Origin of the sequence: Sneathia sp. DSM 16631, from assembly GCF_014892235.1 — a bacterium.
Classification (GTDB): Bacteria; Fusobacteriota; Fusobacteriia; order Fusobacteriales; family Leptotrichiaceae; genus Sneathia; species Sneathia vaginalis.
Genome location: NZ_JADBHL010000001.1, coordinates 74,685 through 88,404, shown reverse-complemented (window position 1 = coordinate 88,404; position 13,720 = coordinate 74,685). Strand labels below are relative to the sequence as shown.

Sequence of the window (13,720 nt, the reverse complement as noted above, 5' to 3'; positions counted from 1 at the left end):
CCTCCTTATTGTGGTTAAAGTATATCACGATTTCAAATCCGTGTCAAATTTCAGCATATACTCATCCGTTACAAACACCTGATCATCGTACCTCGTTGCACATTTATAGAAGATTTTCATCTCTTTAGATATAAAAAATATACGAATAATCGCATTGTCTATATTATCTAAAAATTCTTGATTAAGTCTTGTATCAAGTTCATCTCTTTCATAAAACTCTTTTTTTAAATCCAAATTAAGACTATATACAATATCCATTTCACTGTCTTTTATTTTTATATCAAGTTTAGTAACAGTATCTAATTTGTCTATATACCCTATATCTGTTTTTGTTGTATCTAATACTACCTCATATACATCTTTAAAGTTAGTTGCCTCTATTATATACGCCCTTACATCATAAGTAATGTTATTTAATAGCTTTATCTTAGCCAACTCTTCATCTTCTATGTACTCATATATTAACTCTAGTATGTATTCATAGTTATCATTATTTACATCAGTGTATTTTATTATCTTACCTGGTATAAATTCTTTTAAAAGGTTGTAGAAAAGTTCTGATTTAATTATCTTACCCATTAAACAAACACCCTTATATCTCTTCAATAACTCAATTACAGTAAACTTTTTAAAAAAATTATTTAAAAAGTTATATAACTCAAGGCATAAAACATACTCTATCATATTTTTTTCTAAATTTGTACTCTTACAATTTAGATAATTATTTAATTCATCATATGCCTCATTTAATAGTGTATAATAATTTTTCTTTATTTCATGATATTTTTCTGATACTAGATTTTGATACTTAAAACAATCCGTACTAAATTTAGCTTCTATATCATCATAATCTTTAAATAAATCATCCTTTACTGCCCTATAGCCTATACTATCAATTTTTTTTATTAAATCGTTTATAGAGCATATGGATATATCAATTTTTAATAACTTTAATTTTAATAAATAGATTATTTCTTTTATTAAAGTATTAAAGTTTAGGTTATAGTTTACGGTATTAATATTAGTATTAACTGTAATATCGTAGTTTATATCTTTTTCAAATATATTAAATTGATTTTCTGATATATTTAAATTATCAAACTCAGAAACAATCGCTAAAAACTTCTCACTTTTGTACGTCTTATTAAGCCTTTTTATCTTAGAATATGACAATACAAATGGTAAATCAATATATACAAATCTATCATCTTGTATATTTAGTCCTATGCTATATATTTTGGTATACCTACATTTAGAGTATGCACATATTTTTTTTATCAAATATTCTATAAACTGATTAACAAGTTGCTTTTTTGATACTATTTTACTTTGCAAATAGTCATCATACACTTCTATATTAGAATTTATATCTAAAAAAAATGTAGACATATCTTGAAAACAACTAGCATAAAAATTTAATTCTTTTGCCAGCACCCTATCTTTTGCATTTTCAAAATAGTCTATTAAAAAATTGTTATTTTGTATTTTATGAATATACATTAAAAAATCTTTAGTAAAATACTTACAGTACACCTTATTATCAATAAATAGAATGGGAAAAGGACTTTTAACTTCCTTTAACTTTTCTGCTTTAAGCTCAAACAACTTTATGCTATAGCAGGGTATCTTTTCTGGTATTACATCTACTCTTTTATTGAAATATATATTTCTAATAATATCCCCCATAGTATTTTCAAAAAAGTACATTTTTGGGTTTTTGTAGTATTCACAATCAAAGTTTAATCTTTCAACATATTCACTATTTATTTTATACTTTCTATACACCTTATCTTCATATTTAGTATCTTCTACTAAACTTAATATACAGTAAACATAGCCATTGTCAGCTGTTATCATACAAATACTAGTTGAAATATGTAAATTTTTAGAAACTAATACATAGTAATTGTCATCCTCACTAAAATCTGCATTTTCAAATATCTTTATATTATATGGTACTTGAATATCTGTTGCTTCAATAGGTAGTTCTCTTAACTTCTTGTCAAATAGTTCTTGAAGTCTAAAAAATCCTTCATAATCAAGAGTCAAAATCTTTTTTTCTGTATTATCTTGTCTATATAGAAGTATTAGGTCTATAAGCTCACTTTTGGTTTTATCACTTGCAAATATATTAATTAATTTTTCATTTATAGCTATTTTATATAATTTATCATAGGTCTTTAACTTTAAATCCTCTATTGTATAGTAACTCATATTTTATTTCACCTATTTTCCTTATATAATTATGTATATCATCTGCTTTAACATCAAATTTAACATTAAATATCTTATAACCTATATACGTTAATGAATTTAAGTCATTTATACTGTCTTTTTTGTTAAAAGAGGTGGATAGAGCAAAGTCTATCATATACACCTCTTTATCATGATTTAGCATTAAATTTGCTAAACTTAAATCATTATGAATCAAATTATTAATATGTAAAACTTTAACCATATTCAGAATCTTCATGAAAATTTTAAATTTTTCTTCAAACTCCATATATGAGAATTTTAAAGATGCAAGAGTTCTACCATCAATTTTTTTAAATGCTAATTTAGTTTTTTGCATATTTTTCTCAACTGATAATAGTTTAGGTACGAATGAAATACCTAAGTTTAATAACCTCATATTTATATCAGTTTCATTTTTGACTATATGGTCTACAAAATCATATCTGTGATAGTATTCTTTTATAACATGATCGTCAAAGATAAAAACATTTGATATTTTTACATACGTGTCGCTAACTCCTATTTCCATATTTGCCACCATTTGCTTCCTTTTGATTTTTTTATTGCATACGCTAGTTTTTTCTTTAATTTATCTACTTTATCACCAGTGTAATTTATTTTTTCACAGTATTGTATAGCTCTTTGATATTCTATTATTGCATCATCTATATTATCTTCTTTTATACAACTATCGCCTTTTTGTATACATGAATTAATGCTACGTATGATTTGTTCCCGATTATTACTTACCTTTCTTTCTTTTTTATTATTATTATTTTGACTTTTTTCCAATTCGTCTCTCATTGTTTTCTTTATTTTTTTGATATGATCACTATTTATTAAAAGCTCTTCTAATAAACCGTGTTTTTTAAATATTAGATTTGACTCTAACATTGCTTCTAGAGCTTCTCTGCATTTATAGTTATCATTCAAATTAATTGCTTCGGCTCTTAATTCAATAGCATGTCTCCTATCAAACTCCTTGACCTCTTCAAGTTTTTTGATTTTTTCCTTAATCTTCATACTATTCAATTCGTCGTCCAACATATCATAACGTTTTAGCATTTCAAAGTAACTATTCAAAGTTAAATTTACATTTTTTTCCTTGTTTTCTTCTGCTTTTAAATTAAGTGCTTCTATCTCTTCTAATATCTCATTTATCTTTTCATCGCACTCTTGTATTTTGTCCTTAAGACTTATACTTATCTTATACTTTAAGCATATCGTTTCTACGCTTTCAAAAATAGTCTTAGACTTTTTAAACTTAAACTTGTTAAATAATTCAGTAGCTTCATCAATTTTTTTATCTATGTTATCTAAATCATTCAACATTGATATATTAAGCACGGCTTCTTTTTTTAAGTTATCAATATTTAGTATTTCTGTATGACTACGAGAAATATTTTCAAATAACTCACGAGCATTAGGGAATTTATATTTTTCTACACATTTTTTAGCTAAGTCCATCTTATCTTTTACATCTTTTAAAACTTCAACATCTGATCTTAAAGTTTTAATTTTATTCTTATCATCAATGAACTTTACCTCTTTTTTGCGTGGTATAATTAGAAATAGTTTTTTGTCTAAATTTTTATATACTTTTTCTAAGTTTTTTAACTCTATACTTATATTTTGAACTTCATTGTTTTTTATATATATTTTAAGGTCATTATTAATATTATCTATTTTGTTTTCATATCTTTTTATCGTCCAGTAATTAAAGATTATGTAGATAATAAAGAAAAGAAAAATGAAACTGATTGTTAAGATTTTAAACCATTTTTTATTATTTTTTGTGGCATTATCTATTTGCCTTGTTTTTTTGATATTAATAGTAAGACATGCTAGTTCTTTTGAGAATAATTTTAGTACATCTCCACTTTCAAGTGCTTTTTCTTCTACTATATATCCATCAAGTTGTTTAGTCCCCCCTTGATTAATAGCTTCAAATTCTACTACATCATTTCTAAATAACTTTAATGTGATATCTCCTAGAATAACAGCATTAAATGTATTAGCGTTTGTTTGAATAATAGTTAGAACCTCAAGATTCTTGTAATCCATATTTAAACTCTCTACTATGTACATCATAAATTTGGGGTTATACTCTAAATCTTCTTCTATACACTTACTAGCAATGTTGTCCACTATTTGTTTTGATATTTTATCTACTTCCTCATTTTCTTTTACCTTCGAATAAATATATACTACTATTCCATCTTTTTCAAGATAACCAAAATATGAACTTTCATTTTCAATAAACTCTGTATTTAGACATTCTAAAACTACATGTTCCATACGAAATGTTCTCCGCAAAATTTAACAAAAACAAGTTTTGTATCGCCTATTTCTATTAAACTATAGTTCTCAAGTTGTGTTGTTTCATATACTGCCTTCTTATTTAAGTATACAATATTACCTGCTTGACCTGGAGAAATTACAAAAACTCTTTGTTTTTCATTGTATGTGATAATGAAGTTATCAGTTTTTTCTATTTTTTTGTCTAATATACATACGTCCATATCTTCAGTACTACCTATAAAGTTCCTTTTATCAACTAATCTATAGTCTTTACCCTTTTCTATTCCTTCAATACAGATAAGCCAACCTACAACTGGAACTATTTTTATAGGAATGTATGCAACCGTTCCTCTTTCTTCATCTGTTTCCAATAAGTCTTGTGTTTTATTAACTGTATTTTCACAATAAGGACAAAACTTTATACTTGTACTGTCATAAAAATGACCTTTTTTACATCTTTCTAATTTCATAATTATACCCTTTTAATTTAGGAGTATTTTTATACCATGAATATGTATAATATCTCCTACCAATATATTTTCACCTTTAAATGCTATTAAATTAATTTTCCTATTATTTGTTTTTATTATATCCGTACCATTTTTAGAACCCTCATCCACAACATAGAACTTATTGTCTTGTTTATAGATTCTTGCGTGTCTCCTACTTACAAAATCACTATTTATTTGATCTGTAAGGTCTATATCCACAATGGCACTTTTTGAATTTTTACCTATAACGTATTCATTCTTCAATACCTTATATATATGCTTATCATCGCCGTAATCATCTAAGACTATTATTTCATTAATATTATATTTCTTTCTAATTAACTCTCTTTTTTTATCTTTTTCGCGTTTATCAAATTCATAAATCTCTTTTTCCATTTTTTTGGAAATAACCTTATTTATAAATAACACATAAACGCTATTATACATTGTGAAAAATGTTAGAAGTAACAAGAACGTATTTTTAGGTTTTTGTGAAATTAAGCCGTATATTATTACAATAATAATCATCAATATTACTACTGTATACTCAGGTTTTAAAAAATTTTTCCTAATAGTGATTTTTTTTATGTCTTTAGACTTTACATTTTTAAATATATACCTAAAAACTCTATTCAAGATAAAAAGATTCCTCATAATCCTCTTTTTCCTTCTTTTCCTTTTTCATATTACCCTTTAATATACTTGCTAATTTTTTTATTATCTCACTGTTTGTAATTTCGTTAATATTAATAGAAATCCCTAGCTTATTTTCTAAGTATGCAATTAATAGCTCTTTCTTAACTATGCTGTTTAAACATAGAAAGATAAAATTTAAATCAATATTTTCTAATCTAAGCTTTTGACTTGCAGTATATGCCCATTTTTTTAAGATTATGGGTGATAGTGTTGAAAATTCACTATTACTCGCACTATACTTTTGATTAATTAAACTTATTGCATTAAATTCATCTCTAAATTCTTCAAAATAGTTTGTTTCATCACGTATTTGTGCACCATGTCTTAAAATTACTTCAAATAACAAGAATTCATTTTCTACTTGTTCATCACTTTTAACTAGAGTTAAACTTATCACATTTGAAAAGTATAGTTCTGTATTATTGCATTTGACATCAACTATACACTTATATCTACCTTCATCCGTTGGTAAATCTATCTTTAAGTCTGAATTTAGCCAAAATATCTTTTTATTTATTTTTATAAGACCCTTTTTAATTAAAAAAGTATTTTCATCTCCTATATATTTAATTTCAAACCCAGATACTACACCATCACTTGAAGAAGTGTACTTAGCATTTATGTAGTCTATTAGATTAAAGCTTATTAAATTTAAACTATCACTTGTAATTAACCCATAATGTTCAAATTTGGGTATTTTTGTTGAAAAACTAGTTTGCACTATAACCACCTTCTACAGCTATAGAACTAATTTTTTCTTTTTTCTGTCTCAATAAAATTCTAAATACTCCTGTACCATTTTTTACATTGAAACTTTCTTCATAATCAACTATGAATATATTAGGTAAATTTACTTTTCTGATAACTGTCCCTGCTGAAACTACTTCAAATGTTAAATCCTTATATGCATCTTGTGACTCTGATGGAACCAATGACCACGAACACAGCTTTTTGGTCATATCATCCTTTTCATTAGTTACCTTACCGCTTATTTCAAGACTAACATTTAGGTCAGTTGCCCTAGCATTAGAGTCATTAGGTGTATCAGATATATACCTTACATCCAATACTCTATCTTTTTCTAATACTATTTCATCGTTATTACCTTTTATCACTACTTTAAACCCCATTATTATCACCCCCTTTCAATTTATTCTTTAGAATTTATCATAAGATTCAAGTGCTTCACATCACCTGCAAAGCTTAAATTTAAACTGCATGTATTAGAGTCTATTGAATATGTCATATCATCTTCAGCTCTTAATATTGCATTTACATACATTGAATTTTTTGACCATAAACTTTTAGTACTATTAGGACTTGAGCTAAAGAAGAAATTAAGCCTATCTTCTTTAAAATCTGTTGTTTCGTATCTCATAATCCTTTCTATATACGTACACGTCAATGTTTTGTATATAGGTTCATAGTTATATCCTCCAGATTTATTCATACTTCTAGCCTTATACACAGTTACATTATCAACAACATTCCCGTTATATATTGCATTCTCACTTGCAAATACAAAACCATAATTAGCCTCATTTATACTATTTTTAATATCAACTGTATATCCCGAAATTTCCTTAGGTAAGGTTGTTTTTATCTCAAAACTATTCTCGCTAGATTCAATATTTATTCTAACTCCTGGTATGCTAGGATTTACATTTTTAAACCTATCTTTTAGGTATCCTGGACATTGATAAGCTGATATTAATCCAGCTGCTGCATAGCTTGCATCTATGTATAGTCCATTAATGTAATAGAATAGCTCTTTATTCTCATCACCCTTAGTCATTCCTATAGTTACTTTAGACTTATTCTTAGGTATTATTGTAAAGTTTGGAAATACTGGTATAAGGTATTCAGAATATGTTTTATCTTCTAAAACCATAGTTTTTTTCTTGTACTCTTCAACACCATTTATTGAAAAAGTTTTGAAATCTGTTTTATCGCTTGCTTGGAAGTTGAAAAATAGTTGTATCTTGTATTTTTCTAATAAGTCTGCAATATTTAAAATATCATTAAACTTATTCTTTTCTAAAATTTCTTCCGTATCGCTACCCATAAACTTTTTCTTTATTTTTTGATTTTCTATACTTACGTCATAATTAACATTAGGTAATATTCCAAACCATATAGTATTTGTAAAATCATTCTTATTATTTACAGTATTTAAATATATTGCCAATGCCTTTTTGCTTTTAGGATTCATCAGTAAATCTACTTTAAAGTTTGTAATTAATAGTTTAGGTTTCATTTGCTTATACTTCGTGTTGTATTGATCAAAGAAAATTTTAATACCTAATACCTTTTTTACTAATTCTTTTGATATGGTTATAAAGTCATCTTGTGATTGCTTATATATCTCAAGGTATGAATTGTAATTTGTAATTTCTTTTTCAATATCTAATTCATTTAATGTAACACTATTTGGAACATAAGATCTTGATATTAAATTAGCTACATATGCACTCTTATACTCGACAGTTTCGTTATAGTCGTCTATAAAGAGTTGAGCTAAATTTTCTGTGTTTTTTTGATTTGACTCAATTTGTAAAAGATTAGAAGTTGTATTAATTTCTGTAATTTCAAGGCTACCATTTTCAGCTATTGTTAATAGCCCAGGCTTTATCCTATCAAGCTTATTTAATGGATTATTAGACTTATCTAGTGATAATCTAACCTCTATATCCTCTATTGCTAGTGGTAACATAGAAAGTACATTGTTATAGTTTTTAGATGCCTCTAAAAACGCATAATTTAACTTATCACCAATTTCCTTTTTTTCAGGATTCTTATCATCTAAATTCTCATACTTATCGTAAAGATAATTTATTTCTTTTCGTGATTGCTTTAGATTCTCTATTATTTTCTTAGGTGATAACAACTCTAATATATCTGTATAATTAAAGTTAACATTTTTAACTTTATTATTATTACGTGCATCTAATAAGGCTAATAGCATTCTAAAAAATGCATTATCCTTTCCAAGCCTTATCTCTGTCACACATTCACTAGGTATATTTACATCTTTTTCTAGTGTATAACATACCTTATTTTTATTTGCATCAAAATAACTATATATAGTAGGCTCAAATTTAATTAAGAAATCATCAAAGCTTTCTACTAATAGTTCTTTGTTAATCTCTTCTATCATGTCGTCACTTAAGCTATTTTGAAGTTCTGTTTCCCCGATTATAGTTAATAAATTTAGCTTATCAGGATTAATTTGTTCGAACAATATTGTTCTATTTGTCTGCGATATTTTTTCCATAATCCCTCCCATATTTGCTTCTTGATATTATTATATTCAAAAAAAATTTTTTTCATAACTTTTTTTTGATTTTTTTTCATTACTTTTTTAAAAAAAATTTTTATATTTTTTCTAGTAATAATATTTTCTATTACAAAAGCATTTTAATTTTTTTAATCAAAAAAAAGTAAGTTTTAAAAACTTACTTTTTAAGTGAACCAGATATAAAGTATAGTCGAGATTTTTCTAGTTCTTTTTTAATAATTAATCCATTTTTATCTAAATTAGCTACTAATTCATTTTTTCTTTCTATAGGATATACCATATAAAACCTTGAATTTTCATCTTTTAATAATGATTTTATCTTGCTTACCAGTGCTTCTTGGGATAGCAAAAATTCAAATTTAGAAAATTTCATTATATCACTTTTAGGATATTTACCACTATTTATCTTGTAATACGGTGGATTTGTAACAATGAGGTCATATTTTTTATCGTGTTTTAACACATCTTCATTTAAACAAATAATATCCAAACTATTTTTCCTTATATTTTTTTCTAATACTTCAAAGACTTCTTTTTGTATTTCAATAGCCGTAATATCCTTATTATACTTATACAATTTAAGGCAAATATATCCACTTCCTGGACCTATTTCTAAAATGCTACCACGACTTATATCATCTTCTATCATAAAGTTAAATAGTGTAATAGCATCATTTGTAATATTAAAGTTGCTTCTATCTAAGTCAATTTCATATTCATCAATTTTTTCTATCATTTACCAATATAGCTCCTTACCATATCTACCAAATGCATTAAGTATTCTTCCTTCATCATTTTGTTTAATTTGATAAAATTCTACTCTTCTATTAAATGCCTTATTAACTTCTCTTACTAATTCTCTAAAATCTAGTCTTTCTTCAGCTGTAAAGTAAAAAATTAGTTTTTCTTCTCCAAATGTGTATTCACCTATAACAAGATTCATTTCTGGTAGAATCTTTTTTACAATTTTCTTGCATTTAAAATAGGCTTCATCTGCTTTTTTATCTAATTCATCTAATGTTTTAATTTCTTTTTCACTTAATTTTCTTTTTACTTCCCTTATCTTTATATCATCAGAAACTTCATCAGTTCCTGCTTGTATTTCAGATTTACTAATAACAGTTCCTATTTGATCTCCTCTTATTGTTTCAACAATTACGTAATCTCCCTTAGAATACTTACCTTCATCTTGTACAATAAAGGGATATACTTTCTTTGTCTTTCTAAAACGTATATTCAAGACCTTCACAATAAACCTCCTTCTACAAAACTAAAATAATCATTTTTTCCTACAATAATATGGTCAATTAAATTTATATCAAATAACTTAAGTCCTTCTAGTATTTTATGCGTTATCTTAATATCTTCTTGTGATGGTCTAATATTACCAGATGGATGATTATGAGTTATTATTATATTTTTAGCATTACAATATATCGTTTTTGATATTAAAGTACGCATAAAAACTATACTTCTATCTATAGTTCCCTTAGATACCGTTTCATAACAAATTATCTCATAATTAATATTTAAAAAAAGTATATTAAAATATTCGTTATTCATATATGTACTTTTCTTTTTAAAAAATTCTATAACTTTATCTACCTTGTTTAAGACTTCACCCTTACTTTTCAGGTTATAATACTGTATTTCGCTACAAAAATCATTTATTAATTTCTTTAAAATTAAAAATTTAACATTTATTCCTTTTTCATTTTCAATAAAGTTATTATCCACTGCAAGTATATTGTATATATCAGCATATTTTTCTAATAATTTTTTAGATTTAGTCTGTGCATTTTTAACTCCTGCAAGATATAGAAGGACTTCTAGTAATTCGCTCTGTTCTAAACTTGTACTACCATATTTCAAAAATTTTTCCGTTATATTCATTTACCCAACCCCTTAAACTTAAAGCAAATATGGGGTGTTTCATACATTCATTCTAACATATTTTAGTAATTTTTACTATATCACTTTTTAATTTGATATAAGTATGGTATAATTCCCTGTATAAAGGAGGTGTACAATGAAAAAAATATTATCAGTTACTGGTATGACTTGTGATGACTGTGCACAAAAAATATCAAAAAATTTATTTAGTCTTCCTGAAGTCGAAGATGCAATAATAGATTTAGAAAATAATACAATCGAACTTGAATTAAATTCTGCCATATCTACAGATACTCTAAAATCAGTAATAAAATCTGCTGGAAACTATAATTTAATTGATATAAAATAAAGGAGAACAATGGCTTTTTATGCATATTATTTAATAGATGAAAGAAAAACTGGAATTGTTGACAGCTGGGATAAGTGTAAAATAATTATCTCAAAAAAGAATTCTAGATACAAAAAATTCAATACACTAGAACTTGCAAATGAATGGATAAAAAATGGTTGTACTTATGAAAAAAAAGAAATTGACTACTCAAGTCTAAATAAAGATGCTATCTATTTCGATGCAGGAACTGGACGTGGTATAGGAGTTGAAGTTAGAGTTACTGATGTAAACAAAAATTCTCTACTCCATTATGTGTTACCTGATAATTTAATAAACAAATTTGGAAATTATCAAGTTGGCCCTACAAGAACAAATAATTTTGGTGAGCTAACTGGTCTTTTTTTTGCCTTAAAATATGCCTTAAAATATGATATTAAAAATATTTTAGGCGATAGTAAACTTGTTATAGACTACTGGGTCCATTGTATATATAACAAAAACAATATTGATGGTGATACCATCAATTTAATACAACGTACCAATAAGCTGTATAATGAATTTGTAAGCAGAAATGGTGTTTTAAAAAGAATTTCTGGTGATATTAATCCAGCTGATTTGGGATTTCATAAATGAAAGTCGAGGTAAAAATTTTGAATGAACTATTGAGCTATAAAACAACAAAATTAAGAGAATTAGCTAAAAAACATAATATCCCAAACTATAAATCGATGATTAGGGAAGATTTAATAAATAACCTTTGTGTTAAACTTGCTGAAGAACAAGGTAAACTTTATGCCTTTGGTACCTTAGATATATTAAATGACGGTTACGGATTTTTAAGAAATACTGGACTTGATGCAGATGTTTATGTCTCTATTTCACAAATTAGAAAAATTGCCCTAAGACAAGGTGATATTATCTGTGGTGAAATTAGAGTACCTATAGGTACAGAAAAAAATTATGGTCTTATTAAAATTGAATTCATAAATAGTGATACAATAGATAAAGCTTTAAATAGACCAATATTTGATGAATTAATTCCATCATATCCTAATGAACGTATTAATCTTGGTGAAGGTGAAGTTTCTTCTAGACTAATAGATTTAATTTCTCCAATAGGTAAGGGACAAAGAGGTCTAATTGTTGCTCCACCAAAAGGTGGTAAAACTGTCCTACTTACAACCCTTGCAAACGATATTATTAAATACAATAAAGATATAGATGTTTGGATACTCCTTATAGACGAACGTCCAGAAGAAGTTACAGACATTAAAGAAACTGTTAAAGAAGCTGAAGTTTATTCTGCAACTTTTGATGAAGACCCTAGTATACATATAAAAGTTACGGAAAAAGTTTTAGAAGCTGCCAAGATTGAAGTTGAAAAAGGTAAAAATATCCTAATACTAATGGATAGCTTAACAAGACTTGCAAGATCATACAATGTAGTAATCCCTTCTAGCGGGAAAATAATTAGTGGTGGTATAGATCCAAAAGCCCTATACATGCCTAAAAAATTCCTTGGTGCTGCAAGAAATATTAGAAATGGTGGTAGTTTAACAATAATTGCAACCGCTCTAATAGAAACTGGTAGCCGTATGGATGAAGTTATCTTTGAAGAATTTAAAGGTACAGGAAATATGGAAATAATCTTAGATAGAACCCTACAACAACTAAGACTATTCCCTGCAATAGACATCTTAAAAAGTGGAACAAGAAAAGAGGAATTACTATACTCTAAATCAGAACTTGAAGCTATATGGTCTTTAAGAAAAAAATTAATGAAGTGTAATGAAGCTGAAGCCCTTAAATACATGCTTGATTTAATCAAGAAATATCCTACAAATAAAGAATTAATAGATAATATTAAATACGATTTAATGTAAAGAGGTAATAAATGAAAACTTTTAAATATTTATTAATGCAAATGTTCTATTGGGCATGTTTTTGTGCAATATTCTCATTTGCAAATCCGTACCTTAGCTCTAAGGGCGTCCCAGTTTCAACAATAGGAACGATTTTAGCAATAGCTTCTATACTATCAGTAATAATACAACCTTACTTAGCTAAACTGATAGACACGTATGAATTCTTTACAGTTAGAAGTTCAATTTTGCTATCACTAATTGTTCCAGTATTTGCAATAATTTTAATGATAATAAGTGATAATCCACTAATACTATACACTAGCTATACAATAGCTTTATGTGGTTTTTTAAATGTACAAACTTTTATGTATCCCTTCATATTTGAATATATGAATAGAGGCTACAAAGTTAATTTTGGTTTCGCTAGAGGTATGGGCTCAATATCATACGCCATAGCCTCATATACACTAGGAACATTAAGTGCAAAATACTCACTTAACTTTTTACCCATGTATTTTCTAGTGTTAACAATTCTAGTTATCCTTATGATACTAACATTTGAACCACTTGGTAAAATTAAAAAGCATGAAGAACATCTGCCTGATGTAAG

Annotated in this window: 15 protein-coding genes; 4 read left to right on the top strand and 11 right to left on the bottom strand. The window is 26.3% G+C overall.

What is annotated here, in order from left to right; genetic code table 11:
* Positions 1 to 24: 24 nt before the first annotated feature.
* From IMK15_RS00390 to IMK15_RS00340, 11 genes are all read right to left on the bottom strand, one after another.
* A complete protein-coding gene (locus IMK15_RS00390; protein WP_192941484.1) occupies positions 25 to 2,214 on the bottom strand; it encodes a hypothetical protein in 2,190 nt (729 codons plus the stop codon).
* A complete protein-coding gene (locus IMK15_RS00385; RefSeq protein WP_192941483.1) occupies positions 2,171 to 2,764 on the bottom strand; it encodes an RIO1 family regulatory kinase/ATPase in 594 nt (197 codons plus the stop codon). The genes IMK15_RS00390 and IMK15_RS00385 overlap by 44 nt, the downstream gene beginning before the upstream one ends.
* Entirely contained in the window at positions 2,755 to 4,533 is a 1,779-nt protein-coding gene (locus tag IMK15_RS00380) for a hypothetical protein (protein WP_192941482.1), read from the bottom strand. Before IMK15_RS00380 ends, IMK15_RS00385 begins: the two co-directional genes overlap by 10 nt.
* Positions 4,521 to 5,006 (bottom strand): FHA domain-containing protein, encoded by a 486-nt coding sequence (locus IMK15_RS00375; protein ID WP_052727692.1) that lies wholly within the window; start codon positions 5,004 to 5,006, stop codon positions 4,521 to 4,523. Before IMK15_RS00375 ends, IMK15_RS00380 begins: the two co-directional genes overlap by 13 nt.
* A 12-nt stretch (positions 5,007 to 5,018) precedes the next feature.
* The gene (locus IMK15_RS00370) at positions 5,019 to 5,423 is read right to left on the bottom strand and encodes an FHA domain-containing protein (protein ID WP_192941481.1); all 405 of its coding nucleotides are present in this window, start codon (positions 5,421 to 5,423) and stop codon (positions 5,019 to 5,021) included.
* A gap of 232 nt (positions 5,424 to 5,655) precedes the next feature.
* On the bottom strand, positions 5,656 to 6,444 hold the full coding sequence (locus IMK15_RS00365; protein ID WP_192941480.1) for a hypothetical protein: 789 nt from the start codon (positions 6,442 to 6,444) through the stop codon (positions 5,656 to 5,658).
* Positions 6,434 to 6,853 (bottom strand): hypothetical protein, encoded by a 420-nt coding sequence (locus tag IMK15_RS00360; protein ID WP_046328732.1) that lies wholly within the window; start codon positions 6,851 to 6,853, stop codon positions 6,434 to 6,436. Before IMK15_RS00360 ends, IMK15_RS00365 begins: the two co-directional genes overlap by 11 nt.
* A gap of 20 nt (positions 6,854 to 6,873) precedes the next feature.
* Positions 6,874 to 8,997, bottom strand: coding sequence for a transcriptional regulator (locus IMK15_RS00355; RefSeq protein WP_192941479.1), 2,124 nt, complete (start codon positions 8,995 to 8,997; stop codon positions 6,874 to 6,876).
* Positions 8,998 to 9,178: 181 nt separating this feature from the next.
* Entirely contained in the window at positions 9,179 to 9,757 is a 579-nt protein-coding gene (locus IMK15_RS00350; RefSeq protein WP_192941478.1) for a methyltransferase, read from the bottom strand.
* The gene (ricT, locus tag IMK15_RS00345; protein WP_046328734.1) at positions 9,758 to 10,270 is read right to left on the bottom strand and encodes a PSP1 family protein; all 513 of its coding nucleotides are present in this window, start codon (positions 10,268 to 10,270) and stop codon (positions 9,758 to 9,760) included.
* Positions 10,267 to 10,914, bottom strand: a complete 648-nt coding sequence (locus tag IMK15_RS00340) for a JAB domain-containing protein (protein WP_192941477.1) — start codon at positions 10,912 to 10,914, stop codon at positions 10,267 to 10,269. Before IMK15_RS00340 ends, ricT begins: the two co-directional genes overlap by 4 nt.
* A 136-nt stretch (positions 10,915 to 11,050) precedes the next feature.
* On the opposite strand from IMK15_RS00340, the gene IMK15_RS00335 reads away from it, so the two are divergent.
* The 4 genes from IMK15_RS00335 to IMK15_RS00320 form a co-directional block, all read left to right on the top strand.
* Positions 11,051 to 11,263 carry a heavy-metal-associated domain-containing protein gene (locus IMK15_RS00335; protein ID WP_192941476.1) on the top strand — a complete coding sequence of 71 codons (213 nt, stop codon included), beginning with the start codon at positions 11,051 to 11,053 and terminating at the stop codon, positions 11,261 to 11,263.
* Positions 11,264 to 11,272: 9 nt separating this feature from the next.
* On the top strand, positions 11,273 to 11,878 hold the full coding sequence (locus IMK15_RS00330; protein ID WP_192941475.1) for a ribonuclease H family protein: 606 nt from the start codon (positions 11,273 to 11,275) through the stop codon (positions 11,876 to 11,878).
* Positions 11,875 to 13,128, top strand: a complete 1,254-nt coding sequence (gene rho / locus IMK15_RS00325; protein WP_192941474.1) for a transcription termination factor Rho — start codon at positions 11,875 to 11,877, stop codon at positions 13,126 to 13,128. The genes IMK15_RS00330 and rho overlap by 4 nt, the downstream gene beginning before the upstream one ends.
* Positions 13,129 to 13,139: 11 nt before the next feature.
* A partial coding sequence (locus tag IMK15_RS00320; protein WP_192941473.1) for an MFS transporter occupies positions 13,140 to 13,720 on the top strand: 581 nt, incomplete at its 3' end.

What these genes read in the sequence shown, in the direction of transcription:
- IMK15_RS00355 (WP_192941479.1), bottom strand. Translation starts at nt 8,997, where the DNA reads ATGGAAAAAATATCGCAGACAAATAGAACAATATTGTTCGAACAAATT.
- rho (WP_192941474.1), top strand. Translation starts at nt 11,875, where the DNA reads ATGAAAGTCGAGGTAAAAATTTTGAATGAACTATTGAGCTATAAAACA.
- IMK15_RS00380 (WP_192941482.1), bottom strand. Translation starts at nt 4,533, where the DNA reads ATGGAACATGTAGTTTTAGAATGTCTAAATACAGAGTTTATTGAAAAT.
- IMK15_RS00350 (WP_192941478.1), bottom strand. Translation starts at nt 9,757, where the DNA reads ATGATAGAAAAAATTGATGAATATGAAATTGACTTAGATAGAAGCAAC.
- IMK15_RS00330 (WP_192941475.1), top strand. Translation starts at nt 11,273, where the DNA reads ATGGCTTTTTATGCATATTATTTAATAGATGAAAGAAAAACTGGAATT.
- IMK15_RS00370 (WP_192941481.1), bottom strand. Translation starts at nt 5,423, where the DNA reads ATGGAAAAAGAGATTTATGAATTTGATAAACGCGAAAAAGATAAAAAA.
- IMK15_RS00390 (WP_192941484.1), bottom strand. Translation starts at nt 2,214, where the DNA reads ATGAGTTACTATACAATAGAGGATTTAAAGTTAAAGACCTATGATAAA.
- IMK15_RS00360 (WP_046328732.1), bottom strand. Translation starts at nt 6,853, where the DNA reads ATGGGGTTTAAAGTAGTGATAAAAGGTAATAACGATGAAATAGTATTA.
- IMK15_RS00375 (WP_052727692.1), bottom strand. Translation starts at nt 5,006, where the DNA reads ATGAAATTAGAAAGATGTAAAAAAGGTCATTTTTATGACAGTACAAGT.
- IMK15_RS00340 (WP_192941477.1), bottom strand. Translation starts at nt 10,914, where the DNA reads ATGAATATAACGGAAAAATTTTTGAAATATGGTAGTACAAGTTTAGAA.
- IMK15_RS00385 (WP_192941483.1), bottom strand. Translation starts at nt 2,764, where the DNA reads ATGGAAATAGGAGTTAGCGACACGTATGTAAAAATATCAAATGTTTTT.
- IMK15_RS00335 (WP_192941476.1), top strand. Translation starts at nt 11,051, where the DNA reads ATGAAAAAAATATTATCAGTTACTGGTATGACTTGTGATGACTGTGCA.